20 protein-coding genes and 2 pseudogenes are annotated in these 24,638 nt (G+C 69.4%); 7 read left to right on the top strand and 15 right to left on the bottom strand.

What is annotated here, in order from left to right; translation table 11 throughout:
- Nucleotides 1–11: 11 nt before the first annotated feature.
- The 3 genes from HDR50_RS03070 to rplM all read right to left on the bottom strand — a co-directional run bounded on the left by HDR50_RS03070 (nucleotide 12) and on the right by rplM (nucleotide 2,803).
- On the bottom strand, nucleotides 12–1,835 hold the full coding sequence (locus HDR50_RS03070) for a YcaO-like family protein (RefSeq protein WP_291355818.1): 1,824 nt from the start codon (nucleotides 1,833–1,835) through the stop codon (nucleotides 12–14).
- 128 nt (nucleotides 1,836–1,963) lie between these two features.
- On the bottom strand, nucleotides 1,964–2,356 hold the full coding sequence (gene rpsI / locus HDR50_RS03065) for a 30S ribosomal protein S9 (RefSeq protein WP_291355816.1): 393 nt from the start codon (nucleotides 2,354–2,356) through the stop codon (nucleotides 1,964–1,966).
- Between the two features lie 12 nt (nucleotides 2,357–2,368).
- Nucleotides 2,369–2,803: a 50S ribosomal protein L13 gene (gene rplM / locus HDR50_RS03060; RefSeq protein WP_165079283.1), complete on the bottom strand. Its 435-nt coding sequence runs from the start codon at nucleotides 2,801–2,803 to the stop codon at nucleotides 2,369–2,371.
- A 292-nt stretch (nucleotides 2,804–3,095) separates the two neighbouring features.
- On the opposite strand from rplM, the gene HDR50_RS03055 reads away from it, so the two are divergent.
- Entirely contained in the window at nucleotides 3,096–3,635 is a 540-nt protein-coding gene (locus HDR50_RS03055; RefSeq protein WP_291355814.1) for a ferritin-like domain-containing protein, read from the top strand.
- A gap of 81 nt (nucleotides 3,636–3,716) precedes the next feature.
- On the opposite strand, the gene HDR50_RS03050 is transcribed toward HDR50_RS03055, so the two are convergent.
- The 7 genes from HDR50_RS03050 to ilvD all read right to left on the bottom strand — a co-directional run bounded on the left by HDR50_RS03050 (nucleotide 3,717) and on the right by ilvD (nucleotide 14,044).
- Nucleotides 3,717–4,874, bottom strand: a complete 1,158-nt coding sequence (locus HDR50_RS03050) for an SEL1-like repeat protein (RefSeq protein ID WP_291355812.1) — start codon at nucleotides 4,872–4,874, stop codon at nucleotides 3,717–3,719.
- A complete protein-coding gene (locus HDR50_RS03045) occupies nucleotides 4,871–6,688 on the bottom strand; it encodes an LIC12162 family protein (protein WP_291355810.1) in 1,818 nt (605 codons plus the stop codon). Before HDR50_RS03045 ends, HDR50_RS03050 begins: the two co-directional genes overlap by 4 nt.
- The gene (locus HDR50_RS03040) at nucleotides 6,664–7,725 is read right to left on the bottom strand and encodes an N-acetylneuraminate synthase family protein (RefSeq protein WP_291355808.1); all 1,062 of its coding nucleotides are present in this window, start codon (nucleotides 7,723–7,725) and stop codon (nucleotides 6,664–6,666) included. The genes HDR50_RS03045 and HDR50_RS03040 overlap by 25 nt, the downstream gene beginning before the upstream one ends.
- Nucleotides 7,726–8,031: 306 nt before the next feature.
- A complete protein-coding gene (locus HDR50_RS03035; protein WP_291355806.1) occupies nucleotides 8,032–9,486 on the bottom strand; it encodes a pyridoxal-phosphate dependent enzyme in 1,455 nt (484 codons plus the stop codon).
- A gap of 95 nt (nucleotides 9,487–9,581) precedes the next feature.
- Nucleotides 9,582–10,184, bottom strand: a complete 603-nt coding sequence (plsY, locus tag HDR50_RS03030; RefSeq protein ID WP_291355804.1) for a glycerol-3-phosphate 1-O-acyltransferase PlsY — start codon at nucleotides 10,182–10,184, stop codon at nucleotides 9,582–9,584.
- Nucleotides 10,185–10,220: 36 nt separating this feature from the next.
- Nucleotides 10,221–12,347, bottom strand: coding sequence for a ribonuclease catalytic domain-containing protein (locus HDR50_RS03025; protein ID WP_291355803.1), 2,127 nt, complete (start codon nucleotides 12,345–12,347; stop codon nucleotides 10,221–10,223).
- A 14-nt stretch (nucleotides 12,348–12,361) separates the two neighbouring features.
- Nucleotides 12,362–14,044, bottom strand: coding sequence for a dihydroxy-acid dehydratase (gene ilvD, locus HDR50_RS03020; RefSeq protein WP_291355801.1), 1,683 nt, complete (start codon nucleotides 14,042–14,044; stop codon nucleotides 12,362–12,364).
- A gap of 1,069 nt (nucleotides 14,045–15,113) precedes the next feature.
- On the opposite strand from ilvD, the gene HDR50_RS03015 reads away from it, so the two are divergent.
- The 5 genes from HDR50_RS03015 to ilvN all read left to right on the top strand — a co-directional run bounded on the left by HDR50_RS03015 (nucleotide 15,114) and on the right by ilvN (nucleotide 18,851).
- Complete coding sequence (locus HDR50_RS03015) at nucleotides 15,114–15,806, top strand: HAD family hydrolase (RefSeq protein ID WP_291355799.1); 693 nt, start codon at nucleotides 15,114–15,116, stop codon at nucleotides 15,804–15,806.
- Entirely contained in the window at nucleotides 15,803–16,105 is a 303-nt protein-coding gene (locus tag HDR50_RS03010; protein ID WP_291355797.1) for a YggT family protein, read from the top strand. Before HDR50_RS03015 ends, HDR50_RS03010 begins: the two co-directional genes overlap by 4 nt.
- Nucleotides 16,106–16,172: 67 nt before the next feature.
- The gene (locus tag HDR50_RS03005; protein ID WP_291355795.1) at nucleotides 16,173–16,403 is read left to right on the top strand and encodes a DUF465 domain-containing protein; all 231 of its coding nucleotides are present in this window, start codon (nucleotides 16,173–16,175) and stop codon (nucleotides 16,401–16,403) included.
- 204 nt (nucleotides 16,404–16,607) lie between these two features.
- On the top strand, nucleotides 16,608–18,305 hold the full coding sequence (gene ilvB / locus HDR50_RS03000; protein ID WP_291355793.1) for a biosynthetic-type acetolactate synthase large subunit: 1,698 nt from the start codon (nucleotides 16,608–16,610) through the stop codon (nucleotides 18,303–18,305).
- Nucleotides 18,306–18,359: 54 nt separating this feature from the next.
- On the top strand, nucleotides 18,360–18,851 hold the full coding sequence (gene ilvN, locus HDR50_RS02995; protein ID WP_165078141.1) for an acetolactate synthase small subunit: 492 nt from the start codon (nucleotides 18,360–18,362) through the stop codon (nucleotides 18,849–18,851).
- Between the two features lie 232 nt (nucleotides 18,852–19,083).
- Here the strand turns inward: ilvN and nadE are convergent.
- The 5 genes and pseudogenes from nadE to HDR50_RS02970 all read right to left on the bottom strand — a co-directional run bounded on the left by nadE (nucleotide 19,084) and on the right by HDR50_RS02970 (nucleotide 24,169).
- Nucleotides 19,084–20,373: pseudogene (gene nadE / locus HDR50_RS02990) on the bottom strand (NAD(+) synthase).
- A pseudogene (locus tag HDR50_RS02985) lies at nucleotides 20,327–20,989 on the bottom strand (NAD+ synthase); the annotation flags it as partial. The pseudogenes HDR50_RS02985 and nadE, both read right to left, overlap by 47 nt.
- Nucleotides 20,990–21,035: 46 nt before the next feature.
- Nucleotides 21,036–22,892: a UbiD family decarboxylase gene (locus tag HDR50_RS02980; protein WP_291355790.1), complete on the bottom strand. Its 1,857-nt coding sequence runs from the start codon at nucleotides 22,890–22,892 to the stop codon at nucleotides 21,036–21,038.
- 2 nt (nucleotides 22,893–22,894) lie between these two features.
- Complete coding sequence (locus tag HDR50_RS02975) at nucleotides 22,895–23,383, bottom strand: NUDIX hydrolase (RefSeq protein ID WP_291355788.1); 489 nt, start codon at nucleotides 23,381–23,383, stop codon at nucleotides 22,895–22,897.
- 96 nt (nucleotides 23,384–23,479) lie between these two features.
- Nucleotides 23,480–24,169: a Sua5/YciO/YrdC/YwlC family protein gene (locus HDR50_RS02970; RefSeq protein ID WP_291355786.1), complete on the bottom strand. Its 690-nt coding sequence runs from the start codon at nucleotides 24,167–24,169 to the stop codon at nucleotides 23,480–23,482.
- On the opposite strand from HDR50_RS02970, the gene HDR50_RS02965 reads away from it, so the two are divergent.
- The gene (locus tag HDR50_RS02965; RefSeq protein WP_291355784.1) at nucleotides 24,168–24,638 is read left to right on the top strand and encodes a 23S rRNA (pseudouridine(1915)-N(3))-methyltransferase RlmH; all 471 of its coding nucleotides are present in this window, start codon (nucleotides 24,168–24,170) and stop codon (nucleotides 24,636–24,638) included. The genes HDR50_RS02970 and HDR50_RS02965 overlap by 2 nt on opposite strands.

Below are 24,638 nucleotides of genomic sequence, written 5' to 3'. Positions count from 1 at the left end.
GCGTTGGGGTTTCAGTTGCGGAAAAGGGGATGGTCCTCGTCCGCGCCTTCGTTGAGCAGGGCCTGCCGGGCGAAGAGGCGGGGCGCGGGCCGCGTTACGCTGTCAAAATCGGCGTGCGGCTCGAGGCCGGGCACGAGGACGCGCGCCACCGGGATGCCGAGGTCGGCGCGGGTGAGCTCCACAAAAAATATCTCGCGGTCATGCGCGGCAAGCACGCTTTCGAGCAGGGCGAGGCCGGCTTTCGGCGTGGGGAGGGTCCAGTCGGGCAGTTCTTCGAGCACGCGGGTGCCCAGCCCGGCGAGCCCGGGGCCCGAGGCCACGCCGTGGGGCGCGGGCGTGGCCCAGGAATAGGGCCACGGCGTCTCGGTGAGCGCGGAGAGCGCGGCCTGCGCCCCGCAAAGGCCGGCGCCGGTGGCCGTGGCCACGCGGCCGTCGCGCGCGGTCACGAAGGCGCGGTACACCGGGATGCCGAACTCGCTGGTAATGTCCTGGAATTGCACGCGGATGCCGCGCGCCGCATAGTCGTCCAACAGGCCCTGGAGGCGCGGGTCACGGCTTCGGAGGGTGAAGCAGGCATGGCGGCAGAAGGGCGTGGTGGCGTCGGCGTCGCGCTCGATGACTTCCATGAGCGCCGCAAAGCGGGCCTCCTCAAGCGTATTTCCCGAGGCGAGGCCCGTGGAGCCGGGGGAGGCGCCGAGCTTCGGCTCATCCGCATTGCAGAAGAGGAGGACATTTTGCAGCGCCACCAGGGCTTCGCCGCCGGCGGCCCCGCGCGCTTCGACCCAGTGGAGCGGGGCGTCCATGAGATGATTGCCGACGAACCCGGGCACGAGAGGGCGGAGGCCGGCCCGCGTGAGTTCCGCCGCCGTGGCCCGCCTGAGCGGGAGCGGCGTGCGCCTGCCGAGCACTTCGCCGTCGCCGTGCGCGCCGCCGGGCCCCAGGGAGGCGTAGGCGCTGGCGCGCTCGGCCACTTCCATGACGCAGGAGGCGCGGGCGCCGGCCAGGCTGAGGCCGCGGCCATAGGCCGTTGCCGTGCCGCGCAGGCTGTGGGCGTGGCGCCCGTTGCGCACGGTCACGTCCACCTGCCAGTCGCGCAAGAGCGCGATGGGCGAAAGCGAGGCCTCGTGGCGCATTTCAAGGCCGGCGAGCACGCCCGCGCGTTCCAGCGCGTTCACGGCGCGCTCATAGGTCTCCTGCGCGGGGGGGCGGCAGCCCTCGGGCCAGTCCCGCGCGGCGAGGCGGGCATGCGTAGCGGCGAGGATGCCGGCCGCGTCCTTGCGCGTCACCTGCGCCATGGCGCGGGCCAGCGCGGGTGCGCCATGCGGCAGCGGGATGTCGCTTTCCTCCAGCCGGGGCAAGGGCCGGTGGCCGGCCATGTTGGCGTGGAAGAGCTCGCCCCAGGCGAGCGCGGCCTCCCGGTCGTCCCGGGAGGCGGCCGCAAGGCGCAGCCCGGAAGCGGCCTCTGCCGGCGGCGCGGCCTGGGTGCGCAGGGCGTCGAGCCTGGGGGCGAGCGCGTCTGCGGCCTCGGGGAAGAGCAGGACGCACTCGAGCAGCAGCGCCGCGAGCGCCGGCCGGGGGTCCGGCGGAAGGCAGCTTTCGGCGAGGGCGGTCAGGCGAACCTTGTCCAGCGTGCCCAGTCGGCGCAAGAGATGCTCGTGGAGAAAGTCGTCGAGAGGCGCGCCCTCAAATGCGGCGAGCGCCGCGTCCAGCGGAAGAGGCCCCAAGGGCTCGCAGGAAAAATAGCCCGTGGAACCGACGGTCTGGGCGTGGGCGTAGGCGTATTCGCGCAGGGGCGCTGTGCCGTCCGTGTCGGGCGTGGGGGCGTCGGCGGTCATGCGGATGCGAAGCAAGAGGGGAGAGGAAGCCGCGCGGCCAGCCGCCTGCATCCACGAAAGGACGCGGGCGGCTGGCCGCATACCGGGGCCGGCCGGGGGAAGTGCCCCGCATGCCGGAAAAGCCCGGATCAGCGCTTCGAATACTGGTAGCGGGCGCGGGCGGCGCGCAGGCCGTACTTTTTGCGCTCCTTCTTGCGCGCGTCGCGCGTGAGGAAGCCGGCCTTCTTGAGCACCGGGCGCAAGGCCGGGTCCACCAGGAGCAGGGCGCGGGAGATGCCGTGGCGCACGGCCTCGGCCTGTCCGCTCACGCCGCCGCCGGCCACGTTGACGCGCACGTCCACCTTGTCGGCCACCTTGCACAGGGTGAGCGGCTGGCGGATGATCATCTGGAGGGTCTTGCGCGGGAAATACTCCTCATAGGGACGGCCGTTGACGAGGATACCGCCCGAACCGGCATAGATGCGGGTGCGGGCCGTGGCGGTCTTGCGGCGCCCGGTGCCATATTCAAATTTGTCGCTCATGGCATGCGCTCCTTAGTAGGGCAGGGTCAGGGGCTGGGGCTTCTGGGCCTTGTAGGGATGCTCGGGGCCGACGCAGACCTTGAGCTTTTTCAGCATGTGGCGCCCCAGGCGGTTCTTGGGCAGCATGCCGCGCACGGCGAGGGTGATCACCCTCTTGGGATGGGTGGCCAGCATGTCGGCGAGGCTGGTGGTCTTGAGGCTGCCCACCCAGCCGGAATGGCGGTAATATTTCTTTTCTTCGAGCTTCTTGCCCGTGACGCGGATTTTCTCGCAGTTGATGACCACGATGAAGTCGCCATTGTCCATGTGCGGGGAATATTCGGGCTTGTACTTGCCGCGCAGGCGGTTGGCTATCTGGCTCGCAAAGCGGCCGAGCACCTGGTCGGCGGCATCGACCACGAACCACTGGCGGTCGATGTCCTTGGGCGTGAGGGTAAAGGTCTTCATGGGAGAAACTCCTCGGTGGATTGCAGCCTTGGGGGCGGCCCTCGCACTGGCGCGGGAAATGTGGCGCCGCCGCCGGGCCAACGGGGAAGACCGGGCGGAGCGAAAAGATGCGCGCTGCGTGATGCCGCAAGGCGGTCTTGATACGCCGGCGCGCTTTTCCTGTCAAGGGGTCGCGCCGCCCGACCGGCGCAGCGGCTTGACAAGCCCTTTTTGGCGCGGTTAGGCTCTTTTCGGCACGGGCCGGTGCGGCCCGGCGAACGTGAACTTTCTCCAAACCGCAAGGAGCCGGACAATGGCTGTCAAAATGGACCCCAACACCAAGAAGGTCATCGACGCCCTGAACAAGGCGCGCAGCATGGAGCTTCAGGCCATCCACCAGTACATGATCCAGCACTACATCCTGAGCGAGCTCGATTACGGGCAGCTCTGCGCCTATGTGAAGCTCATCTCCGTGGACGAAATGCGCCACGCCCAGCGCTTCGCCGAGCGCATCGACACCCTGGGCGGCGCGCCGACGTGTGACAAGGCCGGCGGCGTCGTGCAGGGCCAGTCCGTCAAGGAGATCTTCCCCTTTGACATCAACATGGAAGCCAACACGGTCAAGACCTACAACGAGCTTGCCGAGATCTGCCACAAGGCGGGCGACAGCACGAGCGCCGGTCTCTTCCATTCCATCATCTCGGAAGAGGACATCCACCTCGCCTACTACAAGGAGACCGCCGGCCACATCGCCACCCTGGGCGATGTCTTCCTCGCCAAGTACGTCGCCACCTCCAAGCACACCGGCCCGATCAAGAGCTTCGTGAAGGTGATGGAGAAGGAAGACTTCTAGTTTTTGTAAAAAGCCGAATCAAAAACGCCGGGGAGCTTGGGGCTGCCCGGCGTTTTTGCGTCTTGCGGGATTTTTCCGCCGCTAGGGCTTTTTGGCCTCGCGGCTCTTGGGAGCGTCCTTGGCGCGGGCGGCCGTCTTGGGGGCTGGCTTGGGCGCGCTCTTGACCACCGGCGCGGCAGCCGCGCTCTGCGCGCGGAGCACGGCCTTGGCGTCCGGGTCGCCATTGCGCGCGGCGAGCCGGTACCAGCGCGTCGCCTCGGTGAGGTTGCGCTCCACGCCCGTGCCCTGGTCATACATGAGCCCGAGGCTGAACTGGGCCGCGGCCTCGTTCTGCTCCGCTGCCTTGCGGTACCATTCCACGGCCTTGGCGTAGTCCTGCGGCACGCCGCGCCCCTGCTCGTACATGAAGCCCAGGTTGTACTGCGCCTCGGGCGAGCCCCGCTCGGCCGCGCGCGTGTACCACTGCACGGCACGCGCCGGGTCCTGCGCGAAGCCGCGCCCTTCCGCATACATGAAGGCGAGGTTGTTCTGCGCCTTGAGGTGATCCTGCTCCGCCGCCTTGGCGAACCAGTGCGCGGCCTTGGTGTCGCTCTGGTTGTCGCCCTTGGCGTTGAGGTAGGTCCAGCCGAGGGAATACTGGGCGTCGGCGAGGCCCTGGTTGGCGGCGCGGCCGTACCAGTCGAGGGCGGCGTTCTCGTCCTTTTTTACGCCGCGGCCGTGGGCGTAGAGATAGCCGAGATTGTACTGCGCTTCGGCGAGGCCCTGATCGGCGGCCTTGCGGAACCAGCGCGCCGCCTCGAGATAGTTGCGGCGCGTGCCCTGGCCGCGGGCCAGCGCCGTGGCCCAGGCGTTCTGGGCGCTGATGTCGCCCTTTTCCGCGGCCTGGCTGAAAAGCTGGGCCGCGCGCACCTCGTTTTTCTTCACGCCCTTGCCCTCGAGGCGGAGCCGCCCGAGCACATAGAGCGCCTCGGCATTGCCCGCTTCGGCAAGCGGGGAGAGCAGCCCGATGACCGCGGCATAGTCGCCCTTGTCGAGCGCGGCCTGCGCGGCGGTGAGATCCCTGGCCGCGTCCGGCGCGGCCTTGGGCGGCGTGGCTGCCTTGGCGGCGGAAAGCGCCGGAGCCGGGGCAGATGCGAGGGCTACGGCGAGAACCAGCGCGAGCGCCAGCAGCGGAAGAAGTTTCGGGGCCGGCGCGAGAGCCGCGCGCATCCTGTGCCACAGGCGGGGGAGGGTGTTCATAGCGCCTTCAGCGTTTGCGTCCAGAGGGGAACTTCCTTGCCATGGGAAAGCCGGGCCTGCGCGTCACAGAAACGCCCCCGCGCGACCTGGATGTCCGGGCTTTGCCACCACGAGGCGGCTGCCGGCCAGACGCGCCGCGCCTGCACGGCGGCTTCCTCCGCCGTGGGGAACCAGATGCCCGCGGCCGCGAGCTCGTCCAGCAGGGCCTCCCCCTCGGGGGTGAGGGGCCAGTGGGCGCGGTTCCAGTAGAGCACCATGGGCACGTTGGCGGCCATGGCTTCGAGGAGCGACGTGCCGTGATGGTCGAGCACGAGCAGCCGGCAACCGAGCAGCTGCGGCAAAAGCGGCCCGGTGCAGAGCTTGAGGCGCGGCATGCGCGGCAAGAGCCACGCCGCGTCTTCAAGGCAGCCCGGCAGGGGAAAATACGGCCGGTAGAGGGTGCGCGCCTGGAGCTCGCGCCCCAGCGCCTCGAAGAACCATTCCTTGTCTTCGCGGTATTCCACCAGTTGCAGGGGCGTGGGGTGGGAGTCGAGCCTGTAGGCGAAAGCCGCCATTTCCGTGCCCACGAAGAGGAGATTTTCTCCGTTCGCGCCATGCCAGGCGTTTTCCAGGCGCGCCAGCTGCGGCGAGGGCAGCGGCACGAAATTGCCCCGCGTCTCGCCGTGGCGCGTCCAGCCCCAGGTGAAGAACACATCCTGGCTGTATTCCACAAAGGCCGTTTCGCAGGCCACGGCCTCCATGCCGTAGTTGCCGCCGTGCTGGGCGAAGGCGAGGCGGTGCCCGCGCCCGCGCCAGCGGGCCAGCCGTTCACGGTAGGCCGCGTCCTCATAGGCGAGGATGGTGGCCACGCGCAACCGGGGCCGCGAGGTGCGCGAGAGCGTTGCCGGGTGCGTGAGCGCGCGCAGGCTCTCGGGGCAGGCGGCCTGGAAGAGCGGCAGCGGATCCAGCGGCAGCGGCGGGATGAGGGGCGTGTCTTTGCCCTCGCGGCTGCCGAAGGCCGTTTCAAGATCAAGGCTGTGGTCCGGCCCGTGGCAGGGATGCAGCAGGGCCAGCGAAAAACGCAGGGCCTGCGGCAGGGTCATGCCCTTGAGGCGCGGGAAGGGCAGGCCGAGCAGGAGCGCGCGCAGCGTGCGCCTGAGCCACTGCCGCAGGGGCGACGCGCCCGGCCCGCCCCCACCGTCCGGGGCCTTGGCCGCAGGGGCTTGCGGCGTGTCCGCGGTGACCTCGGGGAAGTGCCGCTTCCATGCGGGGGGCCAGTCCGCCTCAAGAAGGCGGGAGAAGAGCCAGTGGTTGAAGTCCGTGCCGAGGGCGCCGCGCAGGGTGAAGTCGTGCTCGTCGGCGAAATGGAAATCCATGTCCGCGGGGACCAGCCCCACGTGAAGCTCCAGCTCGCCCCAGGCGTGAATCATGGCCCGGGCGCGCAGATGGCGCTCGATGATTTGCCGCGCCACGTCCACGGCCCATGGGGCGAGCAGGGTCTGCCAATAGGCGGCGGGCAGCTCCCCGGCATGGGGCGAGAGCCATGCGGCCAGGCGCGGGATGGCGTCCGCCGCCAGCCCCTGGGCAGCCCGCGCGGCCTCGCGGGCGACGGCGTGGTCGGCCAGGGGCTCGGGCGCGAAGGTGAAGGCGGTTTCCCAGTCCGGGAAAAATTCTTCCCGGCCCGCAAAGCAGGAAGGCCCCACGGCCAGAACCCGCGCAGGGTCGGCTCCGCGCGGCATGGCCCCGAGCACGAGCTCCCGGAAGGCCGGGCGCGGGGCGTCGGGCTTGTGCGGGGCGGGCGCCTCCGTCGTCAGGGCCGTTCCAGATCCGTCCACTGGAGCACCGTGTCTTCCGCAAGGTCGCGCCGCGCGGCCATGCCCACAACCTCGTCATAGCAGCGCGGCGAAATGCCGTGGGCCGGGCGCTTCCAGGTGAGGTCGGCGCCCGTGAGCGGGTGCCCGGCTTTCACGGGCCGGGCCGTCACCAGCGAGCGGCGGGCGTGCTGGCGCGCCGGCTCCTCCTGCGGGAGCGCCCTGACGCCAATTTCGCCCACGCTGGCGAGGGTCGCGCGCATGCGCCGGAAGAAGAGCTTGAGGTCGTCCTTGTCCATGGCGTGATAATGGTCGTTGCCGGGCAGGGTCTTGTCGTGGCTGAAATGCTTTTCCAGCACGCGCGCGCCGAGCAGGGTGGCAATCTCCAGCGTGTGCATGTCTTTCGGCAGGGTGTGGTCGGAATAGCCGATGGCGTGGCCCGGAAAAATGCGCCGGAGCGCGGGTATCATGCCCAGGGCCGCGTTTTCGTCCGCCGTGGGATAGTTGAGCACGCAGTGGAGCAGGGCCAGCTTGTTGCCCTTGGCCTCGATCCACTCCACGGCCTCGGCGATCTCGTGCAGGTGGGCCGCGCCCGTGGAGAGCAGGATGGGCTTCTTGTAGTCGCAGAGGATTTCGATAAAGGGCTTGTTGGTGATGTCGGACGAGGAGATCTTGAACACGTCCATGAGGTCGTTCAGAAAGCGCGCGGACTCCACATCAAAGGGCGTGGAGAGGAAGGCGATGCCGGCCGCGTCGCAGTGCTTTTTCAGGGCCTCGAACTCGTTTTTCCAGAAGGAGTCATGGCGCTTGAAGAGCTCGTACTGGCTCTGCGTGGGCTCCTTGCTCGTGTCCCAGTAGGCGGGGGAGTCCCTGGAGGCGAGGGTCTCGGCCTTGTAGGTCTGGAACTTGATGGCATTGGCGCCGCCCTCGGCGGCCTCGTCGATGAGGCGCTTCGCGATGTCCATTTTGCCCTCGTGGTTCACGCCGGCCTCGGCGATGACATAGGGCATGGGGATGCGCGTCTCGGGCGCGGGAACGGCGAAGAGTTCTTGCAGGGTCATGGTGTTTGCTCCGAAACTCTTGTTATCCTTTCGTGTTGGTGGTGTGCCTGTGCTGTATCTGTATCGCCGAAATTATCCGTCAAAAACAGCCTTTTAGGTTCCGGCGGCGTCAGAGAAAAATTTCCTCGGTCGAGTACTTAAGTACACTCCCTTCGGAAATTTTTATCTTCCTTGCCGGAACCTAAAAATCTTATTTTTTAGGATTCTTCCGGCAACAGCACCCGTCTTTCGCTTCGCTCCAGACGGAATTAAGGAATATTTTTCATCAGTGCTGGGTAGCTTATCATCTCCTAAGAAACCGGGGAATCAGTCACGCGGGCGCAGCCCCAGTCGCTTGGCCACGGCCTCGGCGCCGAGGCGGGCGAAGCTGGACGTGTCGCGGCCCTCGCGCTCCTTGGGCTGAAGCAAAAGCTCGGGCCGGTTGGCGAGCGCAGGGTCGGGCGTGACGCCGTATTCCGGCGGAAAGCCGTTGTTGAAATACATGTCCTGAAAGCCCGCGAACTTGAGGCTGTGCGCCGTGGAATCGAGCACCGCGCGCTCGTCCCTCCCCACCAGCCCTTCGGCCAGCGCCACGCGCAGGCCCGCGAGGCATTCGCCGCCTTGGGTGCAGGCGATATGGCCGTGGCGGTTGGCCGCTATCATGGCGTCCATGATCTCCTGCTCGGTGACGCGCACCACCTGGAAGGCGCGGTCGGCGCCTGCGCCGAAGGAGTCGGCGTAGCGCTTCGCCAGCGCGCGCACCCGCGGGAAGGAAACGGGATTGCCGATCATGGCCGCCTGGGCCACGCTGGGCTGCACGTCCACGGGCTTCCACACGCGCTCGGCTTCGGGCGCGGCGTAATAGCGCCACACCGGGTCGGCATGTTCGGACTGGACGCCGAAGATCCGCGGGAGGCTCGTGATGATATTGAGTTCGCGCAGCTTGAGCAGGCCGGACATGATGGCCGTGATGTTGCCGGCATTGCCCACGGGCACGAAGAGGCAGAGGCCGGCCACATCCCAGCCGCAGCGCTGCGCCACCTCGCAGGCATAGCTCTCCTGCCCGAGGATGCGCCAGCTGTTCTTGGAGTTGAGCAGCGCCACGCGGTAATGCTCCGCAAGGATCTCCACCACCTTCATGCAGTCGTCGAACACGCCGGGGAGCTCGAGCACGATGGCGCCGCTGCCGAGCGGCTGCGAAAGCTGCTGCGGGGTGACGCGCCCGTGCGGGAGCAAGACCACCGAGGTGAGCGGGAGCCCCACATAGGCGGCGTAGAGCGCGGCCGCGGCCGAGGTGTCGCCCGTGGAGGCGCAGACCGTGAGCACCTCGTCCCAGTCATGGCGGCGGCAGAGCCATTTCAGATAGCTGAAGGCGCAGGCCATGCCGCGGTCCTTGAAGGAGGCGCTGGGGTTCTGGCCGTCGTTCTTGAAGGCGAAGCTACAGCCCACCTCTTTCTGGAAGCGCGGGGCGGCGTCCACCAAGGGGGTCTGGCCCTCGCCGAGATACACGATGTCCTCCTCGTCGAGCACGGGCGCGAGGAGTTCATAAAAGCGGAAGATGCCGCGCAGGGCCGTCACGCGCGTGGCCGCGCGGGCGTCGAAAAGCGCGCGCCACTCCGCGCCCGGGCGTTTTTTCAGCTCGTCGAAATCAAGGTCCCGCAGCAGGAAAACCCCGCCGCAGCGGGGGCAGGTATAGAGCAGGTCGTCCGCGGGATAGCGGGCGCCGCAGTCAAGGCAGACGTATTCGAGGCGTCCGCGCCAGGCGGGAAAAGTGTCGGTCATGGGGGCTCCTTCTCGCGCGGGTGGCGCGGCAGGGCAGTTGTAGCCCGCGGCCGCGCCTTTGTCGAGCGCGGGGAAGCCCCATCGCCCCGCGGGCCTCAGCGCCCGGCCTTGCCCTTGAGCCAGGGCTTTTCCGTGCCGGCGCGCAGGCGGCCGATATTCTCCCTGTGCTTGACGAACACGATGACGCAGAGGCAGAGGCTAAGCGGCAGCCACTGCCACGCGCCCGCAATGGCGAGGAAGACCGGCAGCGACGCGAGCAGGGAGAGCGAGCCCAGGGACACGAAGCCGCTGCGCCAGATGACGAGCATGCACAGCGCGCAGGAGCCGAGCAGGGGCCAGAAGGCCAGCGGCAAAAAGACGCCGATGCTCGTGGCCACGGCCTTGCCGCCCTTGAGGCGCATGAAGCAGGAAAATACATGCCCGAGCACCGCGGCTACGGCCACGAGGCTCACGAAGTGCGGCGCGGGGCTGATGAACCTGAGCGCGATCCACACCGGCACCGCGCCCTTGAGCACGTCGCAGGCCAGCGTGGCCACGCCGTAGCCGAAGCCGCAAAGGCGCGACACATTGGTGGCGCCCGTGCTTCGGCTGCCGTCCTTGCGCGGGTCGATGCCGCAGCAGGTTTTGGCGATGACCACGCCCCACGGCACGGAGCCGAGCACATAGGCGAACAGTATCCAGCAGGCTTTGACGAGCATGGCGTCCTCCTTCAGGGGGGCGTATGGTCTGGCGGCTCAGGCGACGGGCATGTCCCCGTCCGCCGGCGCCACCTCAAGGATCTGGATCTCGTTGTAGAGCGGCTGCACCTTGCCGAGGCGCACCTGCACGCGCATCCCCGGCGCGGCGCGTTCGTCAAAGAGCTTGCGCCGCCCGCGCACGATGAGGCCCTGTTCCGGCAGGTTTACGGTGGCGAAGGCCTCGTTTTCCTCGGTGATGACCCCGGGCCACCACACCTTGTCGCCCTGCTGGCGGAAATAGAGCAATTTCCAGTATCTCGGGCGGAAGCGCTGCACCTGCGAGGCTCCTTCGAGAGCGGGCGAGATCTGGTCGAGCAGGGATGCCAGGGCTTCCGCGTCCCAGCGGGGCGTGCCCGTGGCGAGCATGTGCAGGGCCTGCGCCTCGTTGACCAGATCCGGGTAACGCCTGAGCGGCGAGGTCACGGGCGCGTAGCGCGGGAGCGCCAGGGCGGCGTGCGGCCGTGGCGTCACCTCCAGCGTGGAGGGGATGAGCGCGCGCAGGATGCGGGCCATGTCTTCGGGCTCTGTCCAGATGCCCGCGTATTCGCGCGGCACGGCCACGTCCTGCGTGCGGTGCAACAGGGGCACATGGTTGACGGCGCCCCACTCGGCGAGGGCCGAACTTGCGAGGATCATGAGCTCCTGCACGAGCAGCTGCGCGTCCGCCGCGGGCTCTGGGCAAAAAAGGCGCACCGTGGTGTCCCATCCCTCGCCTTCGAGGGCGAGCTGAGGCTCGGGCCGCTCCATGACCACGGCGCCGGCGGCTATGCGCGCGGCCTGCCGGGCGCGGGCCAGGGCGAGGCCCATGCGCAGTTGCGCGGCATGCGGGGCGGCCGGATTGTCCGCCTCCGCGGCGCCGTCAAGCACGGCCTGGGCGTCGGGATAGGCAAGGTTCGCCGCAAGGCGCGCCCGGGCCGCGAAGAACCGGCATTCGCCCACCGTGCCGTCATTGTCCACGGCCGCGCGCACGCAAAAGGCCGGCCGTTCCTCCCCGGCCCGGAGTGACCATGCATCCGTGCCCAGGCGCTCGGGCAGCATGTGGCAGTCGCCTTCGGGGAGGTAGATGCTCGTGGCGCGGTGGAGCACAGACTTGTCGAGCGCGGAGCCGAAGGGCCACGAGGCCGCAGGGCAGGCGAGGGCCACGGTCACGTCCCAGCCGCCGGGTCTTTCCTCCACATAGAAGGCGTCGTCCACGTCACGCGTGGTGGCGCTGTCGATGCTGATAAAGGGGAGCTCGCAGGGGGGGAGCTCCGGGCCCGCGCCGGCCGCGAGCTGCGCCACCTCTGGGGCGAAGGGCTGCCACCAGGTGTCGCCGGCGTCATAGCCCGCGCGGTCAAGCCAGAAATCATGGTGCGGCGGAAGCTCGCCCCAGGCCATGAGCAACTGGAGCGGCAGGTGCGGCACATCGGGGAGGCCCTTGGCGAGCAGGCGCCACAAGGCGTCGTCCTCCTGGGTCTCCGGGTCGATCATGCGCGCCCGCAAAAGGGCCTTGAGCCGGTCGGCCACTTCCGGCGCGGGCCACGGCACGCCCTCGGCGGCGTACGCGCCCCCGCCCTGGGGCGCAAGCGCCTTGCGGCCGCTGGCCACCTCCCAGAGCAGGCGCAAAAAGGCGGCGCCCCCGGCCACGAGGGCTTCGCGCTCCTCCCGGGCCTTCTGCTCGGCAAGCCGCCGCTCCACCGTTTCGGCGTCATAGACCTGGAAGTCCGGCGGCTGGAAGCGGAAATGGCTCTTGCAGGCGAGGAGCGCGCGGCCGTAGGCCGCCACCTCGTCCGGGCCCGGGGCTGTCTCCATGAGCTCGGCGAACCATCGCGCCGGCGCGGCTTCCACCTCGCCCTGCGCCAGCTCCCAGAGCTCGTCCACGGGCACGGCGGCTGCCAGCTGCTCGCGTCGGGCCTTGTGGGCCTCGAGCAGGCGCGCCATCTCGTCCTTGCCGGGCACCCCCTCATGGAGCGGCCCGAGCCACGGCAGCACGCGCGCGGACGTGAGCCGCGTCTCGCGGCGATTGGGCAGGAAGAGGCGCAGCTTGCCGCCCGCCTCTTCCATCACCATGGCTATCTGGACGGCATTGCCCTCCAGATACTCCACTATGCAGCCCGGCGCCGGGTAGCGCACGCTCTCCTGCATGGCCCAGCCTGCGCTCAGATTTCCTTGTAGCGGCCGCCCGTGGCCGCGGAGCTCACGAGCCTGGCGTAGCGCCGGAGCACCGGGTAGGGGCTCTTCTTTTCAGGATGTTTGAGCTCCCCGCGGCGGCGCTCAAGCTCCGCCTCGTCCACCAGAAGCTCGAGCTTGCGGCCCGGGATGTCGATGCTGATGACATCGCCTTCGCGCACCAGCGCGATGGGGCCGCCGTCCGCCGCTTCCGGCGAGATGTGGCCGATGGCCGCGCCGTTGGTGCCGCCGGAGAAGCGGCCGTCCGTGAGCAGGGCCACATCCTTGCCAAGGCCCATGCCGGTGATGGCCGCGGTGGGCGAAAGCATCTCGCGCATGCCCGGGCCGCCGCGCGGGCCCTCGTAGCGGATGACCACGGCGTCGCCGGCCTTGATCTTGCCGTCGAGGATGGCGTGCATGGCGTCCTCCTCGGAGTCGAACACCCGCGCCGTGACCTCGCGGCGCATCATCTCGGGCGCCACGGCCGACTGCTTGACCACGGCCCCCTGCGGCGCCAGGTTGCCGCGCAGGATGGCGATGCCGCCCTCGCGCGAATAGGCCTTGTCCACGGTGTGGATGACCTCCTCGTCGAGGATGCGGGCATGGCGCTCGCGCAGGTTCTCGCCCACGGTCTTGCCGGTGACGGTCATGCAGTTCTCGTGGATGAGGCCGAGCTTGTCGAGCTCGCTCATGACCGCCGGGATGCCGCCGGCATTGTCGAGATCCACCATGAAATGCTTGCCCGCGGGCGAAAGCTTGCAGAGATTGGGGCTCTTGCGGCTCACCTCGTCAAAGACCTCGAGGCCCATGTCGAGCCCGGCCTCGCCGAAGACGGCCGGGAGATGGAGCACGGTATTAGTGGAACAGCCGAGGGCCATGTCCACCGCAACGGCATTGGCCACGGCGTCGGGCGTCACGATGTCGCGCGGGCGGATGTCGTTCTGCAAAAGCTCCATGACCTTCATGCCCGCGGTCTTGGCGAGGCGGATGCGCGCCGCGCTCACCGCCGGGATGGTGCCGTTGCCGGGCAGAGCCACGCCGATGGTCTCGGCGAGGCAGTTCATGGAATTGGCCGTGAACATGCCCGCGCAGGCGCCGCAGCCCGGGCAGGCGCGCTCGGCCATGACCTCGAGGCGTTCCTCGTCGAGCTCGCCGGTGCGCACCTTGCCCACGGCCTCGAACATGGTGATGAGGTCGCCGCGCTTGCCGGGGCCCATGTTGCCGGGCAGCATGGGGCCGCCGGAAATGAGGATGGAAGGCAGGTTGAGGCGCAGCATGGCCATGAGCATGCCGGGCACGGTCTTGTCGCAGTTGGGGATGAAGACGAGGGCGTCGAAGGCGTGGGCGCGGGCCATGATCTCGATGGAATCGGCGATGAATTCGCGCGAGGGCAGCGAAAAACGCATGCCCTCATGGTTCATGGCGATGCCGTCGCAGACCGCGATGGCCGGAAATTCCAAGGGCGTACCGCCCGCGAGGCGCACACCGGCCTTGACGGCATCGGCGAGCGCGCCCAGGTGCAGGTGCCCGGGCACGATCTCGCTCGCGGCGTTGACGATGCCCACGAAGGGGCGGTCCATCTCTTCGCGCGTCAAGCCCAGCGCGTAGAGCAGGGAACGGTGGGGGGCCTTTTCCAGGCCGCGCTTCATGCGGCTGCTGACTTCGTCCTTCATCGGATATTCCTTGGCTGCGCCGGCGTTGGCGGCGGCGGGGGGCGCCTTCCGGCGATGGGAGTTCGGTCCCGACAGTACGCGAAAATCCCTTGCCCGTAAATATGGCGCCGGGGTGGGGCGGGCCCGGCAAATTCCCCGTTGCGCTCGGGCGCCCGGGCGCGTATCGTCCTCCTCCCGGCAGAATTTATGAAGGAATCATTATGGCCCTCCCCGGGAGAGAAATTTTCATGACCGCCCCGCTCTGCATCCGGCTGCCCCTGTTGCGCGGGCCGCTCCCGGAAGGGCTGGATCAGGCTGCCGCCGACATGCCCGAGACGCCGGGGGCGCTCAGGCTGTGGCCAGGGCACCGGCCGCCCGGCGGGGAAGTGCCCGCGGGCTGGCACGCGCCCGACGGCTATCCTTTCGGCCGCGTCGAGGCCGCAGCCCTGCTCGCGGCCTTTGCCGGGCTGGACGCGCGCGACCTTGAAGGCGCCCGGGACGCCGCCGACCGGGAGCGTGAGGAGCGCCGCGCCCGCGAACTCGGCGAGATGGCCGACCTCGCGGCCTTTGCGGAAAGCCCCGAAGAGGATGTGAGCCCGCGCCATGAGGCGGCGCCCGTGCCTGACCGTATCGCCGCCGAACAGGCGCAAAAGCTCCTGCTCTGGCTCTGGCTCCAGGAAGAAAGGCTCGCCGAGCTGGCAGCCCTCGCCGCGGGCTGCGCGCGCGGGCTCGGCCGTCTCGCGCGGGGCTTCGGCGAAGATGGGGCGGATGCCGCCTCTAGGGAGGATGCCGCCCCGGAGCCGGCGCTTGCGCTCCATCCCGGGCTCGTCCCGCCGTGGCGCCCGGCCTGTGCCAGCGCGGCCGTGTTCGTTTCCGGGGAGGCCGTNTTNTTTGTGGAAGGCCCCATGCGCGAGGAACTGCTCGACAGNCTCGACTTCCGCCCNGCNCCNGAATGGGGCGAACGCCTCGGCTGCGCCCCGGNAGACGCGGCCCGCGTNGTGGCNGCNGAGGCGCCGCTCTGGCGNGCGCTCGGNCGNCNGCGGCCCGNGGGGCNGGCGGAGCTTCGCGTCTGGATCACNTGGGGGCGCCCATGANNTTTCCCCGCATCGCNCCGGNGATCTTCCCGCAGGGGCTNGCCGGCGTGGTCTTTGACTGCGACGGCGTGATGATCGACTCGCGCGAGGCCAACCGNGCCTTTTACAACNGCGTGCTNGCCGTGATGGNNCTCCCCGCCATGGGNCCGGANGAGGANAGCTACGCCTTCATGGCCACGGCCATGGAGGCNCTNNGGCGCATGGTGCCCGAGGCGCGGCACGGCGANATCNTGGACGCCGTGAACCGGGTGGACTACGGCCGCACGGTGNTGCCCCTGATACGGCTCATGCCCGGNTTNCGGCCCTTCATCGNGGCCCTGCANGCGGCGGGNTGCCGCCTCGCCATCGACACCAACCGCACGGACGTGGGCATCGAGAGGGTTCTGGACTTTTTTTCCCTTCCTCCCTATTTTGAACCGGTAATCTCGGCGTCATGCGCCCGGCCCAAGCCCTCGCCCGAGGGCGCGGANCTCATCCTCCGCGCCTGGGGCGCCGCGCCCGGCCAGGCGCTCTTTGTGGGCGACAGCGAANACGACCGNNNNGCNGCNCGNGGCGCGGGNATGGTCTTCGCGGGCTTCGGGGGCCTTGTGGAAGGCGACCTCACNGCCCCGGATTTTCCCACGCTGGCGCGGATGCTGGGCCTTGANGAGNAANCCCGGNCCGGGAAAACGCCTTCGGAGCGCGCATGATCGTTCTTGCCAATACCCTGAGCGCGGTGGCCATGGTNCTCGGCACCCTGCTCAACCTNTATTTCTGGATCGTCGTCATCGCGGCGCTCATCACGTGGGTCCGNCCCGACCCGTACAATCCCATCGTNCGNATCCTGNGGCAGCTCACCGAGCCTGTCTTTTACCGCGTCCGCAAGTGGCTGCCCTTCACCTATTCGAGCGGGCTNGACTTNTCGCCGATCATCGTGCTGCTGGCCATCGAGCTCTGCAACCGCATCGTGGTGCGCTCGCTGGCCCAGTATGCCGCGGGCCTGCCCTGAGGGANCNGCGGCCCGNTTTTTTCGCGGGCGCGCCCCGCGCCGCACCTTCTAACCCTGGAGAGCCGTCATGGACCAGCATGAACTCGACCTTCTGGAAAAGTACGCCCCCAAGGACCCCGAGCTGAAATCCCTNTGGGACGANCATGTGCTCTATGAAAAGCAGGTGGAAAAGCTCGAGGGCAAGAGCTTCCGCACGCCCACCGAAGAGCAGACCCTGAAGCAGCTCAAGAAGCAGAAGCTGGAAAACAAGACCCAGCTCATGGACATGCTCGACCGCCTGAAAAAAGANAACNGCTAGCGGNNGCCCGCAAGGGCAGCCCCTTCCGGCCCGGNCGGGNGCCGGCGCTCCCGCGGCCGCGCTGCCGGGGNNCNGCGCTCCCGGCGGNCGCCGGGGCTNGCCCCGTCTCAANCAGCGCNCGCGCCGCCTGCCNNCATGGCGCGCCCCNGCGGGAACGCNCCGGGCCNGAGAGCGACAGNACATCCGCCCCATAAGGACANNTGCATGGAACGCACCGGCGCCTATATCCTCCTGGAATCCCTGAAACGCGAGGGCGTGGACATCCTCTTCGGCTATCCCGGCGGCGCGGTCATCGACATTTATGACGAGCTGCCNCGCCACCCCGAGATCCGCCACATCCTGACNCGGCACGAGCAGGGCGCCGTGCANGCGGCCGACGGCTANGCCCGCGCCTCGGGCAAGGTGGGCTGCTGCCTCGTGACCTCNGGNCCCGGCGCCACCAACACCGTGACCGGCATCGCCACGGCCTATGCGGATTCCATCCCGCTCGTGGTCATCACCGGNCAGGTGCCCACCCAGCTCATCGGCAANGACGCCTTCCAGGAAGTGGACATCGTGGGCATCACGAGGCCNTGCACCAAGCACAACTTCCTCGTCAAGGACGTGAAAAAGCTGGCGCGNACCATCCGCCAGGCCTTCTACCTCGCGCGCAGCGGNCGCCCNGGNCCGGTGCTCNTGGACCTGCCCAAGGACATCGTGCAGGCCACGGCCGANTTTCTCTGGCCNGACGACATCTCCATGCGCAGCTACAACCCCACCTACAAGCCCAACGCNAACCAGCTCNGGCGCGCGGCCGAGCTCATCGCCGANGCGCAGCGGCCGGTGCTGCTCTGCGGGGGCGGCGTGGTCATGGCCGACGCCGCGGCGGAGGCCNCGGCCCTNGCGCGCAAGCTGCGCATCCCGGTGACGGCCACGCTCATGGGGCTNGGNGCCTTCCCGGCCACGGACGAGCTCTTCCTCGGCATGGTGGGCATGCANGGCACCTATGCCGCCAACCTCGCCATCAACAACGCNGACCTCGTCNTCTGCGCGGGCGCCCGCTTCGACGACCGCGTGACCGGCAAGATCGCGGCCTTCGCGCCCAAGGCGCGCATCGTGCATATCGACATCGANCCCACCTCCATCCGCAAGAACGTGGATGTGGACATCCCGGTGGTGGGCGACTGCAAGCTGGCGCTCGCCGGCATCCTCGACATCTGCGAAAGCANNTATGCCGANAAGGACTGGGCCACGCAGCACGCCCTGTGGCTCAAGGACGTGGCCTCGTGGAAGAAGAGCAAGCCGCTNTCCTACGAGCCCTCGGCNGACGGCGCCATCAAGCCGCAGGANGTCATCGAGGCCCTGCGCGAGCTCACGCGCGGCGACGCCATCATCGCCACNGAGGTGGGNCAGCACCAGATGTGGGCGGCGCAGTATTATGAATTNACNAAGCCGCGCACCCTGCTCACCAGCGGCGGCCTCGGNACCATGGGCTACGGCTTCCCCGCGGCCATCGGCGCGCAGCTCGCCCTGCCGGACAAGATGGTCATCGCCGTGGCCGGCGACGGCTCNCTGCANATGAATATCCAGGAGCTCGCCACCGCCGTGGCCAACAAGCTGCCGGTCAAGGTCATCATCCTCAACAACCGGCACCTCGGCATGGTNCGCCAGTGGCAGGANCTCTTCTACGCGGGCAANTACAGCTCCACCAACATGGAGGCGCAGCCCGACTTCGTGCGCCTCGCCGAGGCCTACGGCGCCGAGGGNTACCGCATCGAGCGCGCNNNNGANCTNNTNCCCGAGCTGGAAAAGGCCCTCTCCACGCCCAATCCCGCCTTTGTGGANGTGCGCGTGGAGCGGGAGGAGAATGTCTATCCCATCGTGCCCGCGGGCGCGGCGCTGGACGAGATGCTCCTGGTCTAGGAGCGCGCGGCACCGTCCNGGCGANAACTNCAGCAGGCACGAAGGAGAATCCCGATGCAGCGGCATGTGCTTTCCGTCCTTGTGGAGAACGAGCCCGGCGTNCTCTCGCGCGTGGTGGGNCTCTTCAGCGGGCGCGGCTTCAATATCGACTCGCTCAACGTGGCCCCGGCCCTCGAGGACGGCACCTCCCACATGACCATCACCACCTATGGCGACAGCATGATCCTCGAGCAGATCATGAAGCAGCTGCACAAGATCGTCTCGGTNATCAAGGTGGTGGACTTTTCCGAGCTCCAGGCCGTGGAGCGCGAGATGATGTTCGTCAAGGTGCAGGCCGAGGGGCAGGCCCGGGGCGAGATCTTGCGCACNGTGGAGATCTTCCGCTGCAAGGTGGTGGACGTGAGCCACACCGAGATGACCATCGAGGCNACNGGNGACCACGAAAAGCTCGAGGCCATCCTNGGGCTNCTCCAGCGCTTCGGCATCAAGGAGATCGCGCGCACGGGCTCGGTGGCCATGCGCCGCTCGCGCCAGCCCGAGGGGTAGGGGAGGCGGTGTTCTTGGTGTGGGCANACTTCNGCGTGTGTGGTAGGGNANTGCTGTNTTCTTAATGCCGAAATTATCCGTCAAAAACAGCCTTTTTGCTGCTGGCTGCGTCAGAAAAAAATTTCCTCGGTCGAGTACTTAAGTACACTCNCTTCGGAAATTTTTGTCTTTCTTGCCAGCAGCAAAAAATCTTATTTTTTAGGATTNTTCCGGCACCAGCCCCCGTCTGTCGCTACGCTCCAGCCGGATTTAAGGAAGGTTGTTCCAAGTATACTCTACTCGAAAGATTTTGGCGNGCCGGCCNAGCCGGGCGCCGGTGAGANGCCCCTGCCGNCAGCGCTTCTTGNNNGACGGCGGGGNNTTTTGCGTGTGATGGNGNGGNTGNTTGGTCCGCCNNNNGNCAGGGCATGCGGTAGCGGCCGGCCGTGGGNGCCNNCCAGCCGTCCTCCCCGAAGGGCACGCCGCTCACCCTGAGCGCGGGCGGCAATTGCCGGCGCTTGAATTCGGAGNCGAAGAGGCGNCGNCGCACATCCGCCTCNAGGNCCGNNGGCNCGGCTTCGGGCGNTTTCGCCGCGCCGTNCGCGNTTTCGCCGTCCTGCGCCGGNAGCGGCGGNGNNAGCANNCGNTCCAGCAGCGGGTCNAGCTCGTCATAGGGCGGGAGCGAGTCCGTATCTTTCTGNCCNGGCCTCAGNTCCGCGCTGGGCGCCTTCACGAACACGGNCTCGGGGATGAGCTCCNGGCCCTTCCACGCATTGAGCCAGCGCCCNAGGGCGTAGACCNGNGTCTTGGTGAGGTCGCCGATGACGGCGAGCGCGCCCACGGCGTCGCCGTANAGCGTGCAGTAGCCCATGGCCACNTCGCTCTTGTTGCCCGTATTGAGCACGAGCGCGCGGGCCCGGTTGGCGAGCGAGGTGAGGATGGTGCCNCGGATGCGGGCCTGGAGGTTTTCCAGCGTCACGTCNCCNGGCCANGCCGGGAAGCGCTCAAGCCCNGGGCCGAGCGCNNCGGCAAAGGCCTCCATGAGGCCCGCGATGGGCACGNTNAGCGTGGAAACNCCCAGGTTNCGCGCCAGCNCCTCNGCATCCTCCACNGAGGCGCGGCTCGTGTGCGGCGAGGGCATGAGCACGCCGGTGACGTTTTCCGGCCCCAGNGCCTCGGCGGCCACGCAGGCCACGAGCGCGGAATCCATGCCGCCGGAAAGGCCCANNAGCACGCGGNNNGCGCCGCNCTTNNGCACATAGTCGCGCGTNCCGAGCACNAGNGCNCGCCAGCAGCTTTCCTCCTCGCCGGCNCAGGCCGGGGCGACGGGATTGACNGGGAGNNCGCCGGGCTCGNCGCCCGTTTNGNCNCCGNTTCCGGCCTCCTCNCGCGCGTCCGCGGCNGTNTCCACCANGACGAGGTCCGGNGCGAAGGCGCGCGGCCCGCGCCAAAAGGCGCCCNGCCGGGTCNAAGGCCACGCTCTGCCCGCTGTAGACGGTGGCGCCNTCGCCGCCCACGAGGTTGACGGAAACGAGGTGCACATGCTCGCGCGCNGCCACNTGCGAAAGCATGCGNTCGGCCTCTTCCTGCGCGTGGGGCCGNTAGGGCGAGGCNGTCATGTGGATGATGGCGTCCACGCCNCGGCGCGTGAGGTCGCCCAGCGGGTCGGGNGCGCCGGGCGGNGGCTGGCGCCAGAAGGCGTCNGCGCGCATGGCCGCGTCCTCGCAGACNACCACGCCGAGCCGCCAGCCCGTGAGCGANAGGATGCCGCAGGAAACGCCGTCNTCCCANGGNAGCGCCTCGGCGCCGGGNAGCCCNTGGCGCCGCTGGTTGGGGCGCACCTTGCGCGACACCACCTGCAAGCGNCCGCCGTGGAGCAGNACNGCGGCATTGGCNAAGCCCCCGGGNCGCGACAGGCTGGGCGCGGGCGCNCCCACCAGAAGGGCCGGCCCGNCGGCGAGCTCGGCCGCNAGNGTATCCAGCGCNCGGCGCACNCCGCGNGCGAANTCCCGCGCGTGGAGGTATTCCCCGGGCTGCGGCCCGCAGAGCGCGAGCTCNGGCGTCACGCAGAGGGCCGCGCCGCTNGCCNTGCGCGCCTCTCTGAGGATCAGGGCGGCGTTGCCGGCCACGTCGCCGGGCACGCTGTCACACTGGATCATGGCGATCTTCATGTCCTTTTCCTTCTNTCNGGAGNTGCGCNCGCNCCTACCANAGNCCGTGCAGCGGNCCCCCGGGCGCGGCCAGCCTGTCCACGCGGGCGNCCACTTCCGGGTCTTCCTCCAGGGGCGGCGCGTGNAAGGGCTTGAGGCGCGCGTCGATGATGAANGGNGCCTCGCAGGNCCAGTGCCNGGCCTTGATGCGCGCCTCGGCGCCATAACAGTCCGTGGCCGGGTCGGAGCGNGTGAACGTGACCCAGAGCAGGTTCTCGAAGCTCGCCGCGCAAAAGGCCGGNTCGTCGGCCACCACCACGAGCGGGAAGTTNTCCCGCCTGTCCCAGNNGCCGAGGCGCNNGGCGAGCTCNTCCATGGCCGGGTCGGGCTCNCCGCGCGCTTGCGTGTGGCGCGGNCCNCGGAGCNCGAGGATGCCCGGGCCGGCCACCTGCGGNGCGCCGAAGCCNGCNGGNAGNTCCGGCAGGGNGCCCNNGCNGTCCGCCCCCGTCGCCAGGCGGCGGCGCGGCTCNCCGGCNGCCGCCCAGATGAGCTTGGAGCCCTCGTTGAGGGCCGTNCCCGTNTAGTCGAGGGTGTCNGTGGTGCTNTGCGTGAGGAAGTGCAGGTCGCGGCGAAAATCCGNGCGCTCNAGCAGGTGGGCGAGAAAGTCCGGCACGTTGCGGCAGGAAAGGCCCGGGGCGTCTTCTGCTGCGGCGATGAGCACATACTTGGCGAGCGCGGTCTGCGTGGTGCCGAGCAGGTGCAGGGCCTGGGTGAGGAGTTCGCGCGGGCGCCGCTGCGCCTCCCAGGCGGTGTAGCGCTCGCTCCCGAGCGCGAGCAGCAGCGGATGCACGCCGGCCGCGTCCACGGCATGCACCTCGCGGATGCCGGCGAACACCTGCGGCACCAAGGGGCCCGTGAGCTCGTGGATGAAATCCCCGAACACCGTGTCCTCCTGCGGCGGCCGCCCCACCGAGGTATACGGCCAGATGGCGTCCTTCCTGTGCGTGACCGACTTGACGCGCAGGGCCGGGAAGTCGTGGCGCAGGCTGTAATAGCCCACATGGTCGCCGAAGGGGCCCTCGGGGCGCGTGTCGGGCAGCACATGGCCGGAGATGCAGAAATCCGTCTCGGCGAGCACGGGCAGGCCCACGCCGTCGCCGCCGGGGGCGAGCCGCACGCGCCGGGCGCCGAGCAGGCCCGCGAAGCGCAGCTCGGAAAGCCCTTCGGGCAGCGGCATCACCGCGGCCACGGTGAGCGCCGGCGGGCCGCCCACATGGATGCGCACGGCGAGGGGGCGCCCCGCGGCCAGCGCATGCGCGTGGTGCACGCCGATGCCCCGGTGGATCTGGTAATGCAGGCCCACCTCGTCGTCCGCATAGTCGTTGCCGGCAAGCTGGATGCGGTACATGCCGAGATTGGAGGCATTGACGCCCGGGCGCGCCGGGTCATCGCTGTAGACGAGGGGCAGCGTGATGAAGGGGCCGCCGTCCATGGGCCAGGAGACGAGCGGGGGCAATTCCCCGAGGCTGCCACGCTCGGCGAGCACGGGCGCGCGCTCGCGGCCCACGCGGCGCGGCAGCATGCGGGCAAGGCCCCCGAGGGCCGCGAGGCTCTTGCCCGGGCGCCGCAAGAGGCCCATGGGGTCGGCCTTGCCGGCGAGCACGGCCTCGGTGGCGGAAAGTCCGTCCCGAAAAAGGAAGTGGAGGCGCTTCTTGGTGCCGAAGAGGTTGACAAGCACCGGGAAGTCCGTGCCGGTGACGCGCGTGAAGAGCAGGGCCGGCCCGCGCGCGCGGAAGGCGCGGCGCTGGATGGCCGCGAGCTCGAGGTGCGCGTCCACCGGCGCGTCCACGCGCACAAGGTCGCGAGCGGCCTCAAGGTCGCGCACGCAGTCCTGAAGGCTCGCATAGCCCACGGCTAGCGGTCTCCCGCCGGTTCCACGGTGGCCACCTGGCGCCGCCCGGCGAGCACTTCGGCGAAATCTGCCAGGATGCGCGCATGGTCGAACACCAGGGGCTCGGGGAGCGCGTCCAGCGGGTAGAAAGCCGCGGCCGCCGCGTCGTCGCCGGCATGGAGCGCCGCGGCATCGCGGGCGCGCCCGGTGAAGACCACGCTCAGGGTGTGCTGGCGCGGGTCGCGGTGGGGCCTGGAATAGACGCCGAGCAGGCCGGTGAGTTCCACATCAAGGCCCGTCTCCTCCTTCATCTCGCGCACGGCCGCGGCTTCGGCCTGCTCGCCCTCCTCGATGAAGCCGCCTGGCAGCGCGTACCCGAGAGGCTCGTTGCCGCGCCGGATAATGACCACGCCCCGGCCGGGCTCGTAGATGACCACATCTGTGGTGGGCGTGGGGTTGCACCACTTGCTGTAGGGCTTGCCGCAATGCGGGCAAAGGACGGTCTTTTTCATGGCGCCCTCCTCAAGGTGGGAAAAGAGGTGGGGAAAATGGTATGCCAGCGGCGCGCCATCCGCAAGCGGAGCGCACGCGGGCCGCACGCCGGCAGTTCAGGCTTCGAGCCGGAAGCCCGCTGTCTTGAGGGCTTCGGCGCTGACGGAGCCCGCCCTGAGCAGCCGCAGCGCCCGGCCGCCGGACAGGGGCTGCACGAGGGTGGAGGGCAGGCCGCCGCGCGGTTCCTCCTCGGGGAAGCGGGCCGCAAGCAGCCCGGTATCCTTGCTCTCCCGGGCGAGCGCCGCCAGGAGCGCCGGGTCAAGCTCATCCGCGTGCGCCGCGGGCGCGGCGCCGCTGAAATTGGCGCTGCTCGCCGTGAGCGCGCCGCCCGCGAGAGCCGCGAGTTTGGCCGCAAGCGGGTGGGAAGTGACGCGCAGGGCGGCGAGGCCCTCGGCATTGCGGGCCTCGGGCGCCAGCGCCGGCAGGGCCGGCAAAAGCAGGCTCAGGGGGCCGGGCCAGAAGCGCTCGACCAGGGCCGCCGGCGCGGCATCAAGGCGCACGGCCGTGGCGGCCTGAACCACATCCGCGGCCAGCAGGGGCAGGGGCGAGCCGTGCGGGCGCCCCTTGAGCGCGCAGAGGCGGGTGCAGGCGGGGGCCTTGTCGGCGCGGCAGCCGATGGCGTACAAGGTCTCGGTGGGAAAGATGACGATGCCCCCGGCGGCGAGCATGGCCGCGGCCTCCTCAAGGCCGAGGCGGCGCAGTTGCGGCGCGCCCCCGGGCGACGGGCTTTGAGGATGTGAAGGCATGGCTGGCAACCTTTTGCGGCTCCTCTGCGTGGGCAAGCTGAAAACGCCGTTCTGGCGCGAGGCGGCGGAGCACTACCAGCGGCGCCTCGGCCGCTGGCGCCGCGTGGAGGTGGCCGAAGTGCGCGACGGCGAGGCCGCGCTCGCCCCGGCCGCACGCTCGGCGCAGGAGGGGCGGCGCCTTCTCGAGGCGCTCTCCCGCGAAGCCGCCCCCGTGGCTCTGGACGAGGGCGGCGAGACGCTGGATTCGCCCGGGCTCGCGGCCCTGTTGCGCCGTTGTGATGAAGCCGCCCGGCGCCCGGTCTTTGTCATCGGCGGGCCCTTTGGCCTCGCGCCGGAGGTGCTGGCCGCGTGCCCGCGCCGCATAAGCCTCTCGGCCATGACCTGGCCGCACGAGCTCGCGCGCGTCCTTTTGCTCGAGCAGCTTTACCGCGCCGAGTGCATCCTGCGCAACATCCCCTACCACCACTGA

Source organism: Desulfovibrio sp., from assembly GCF_014803725.1.
Lineage (GTDB): Bacteria > Desulfobacterota > Desulfovibrionia > Desulfovibrionales > Desulfovibrionaceae > Desulfovibrio.
This window is presented reverse-complemented; position numbering and strand designations above follow the sequence as displayed.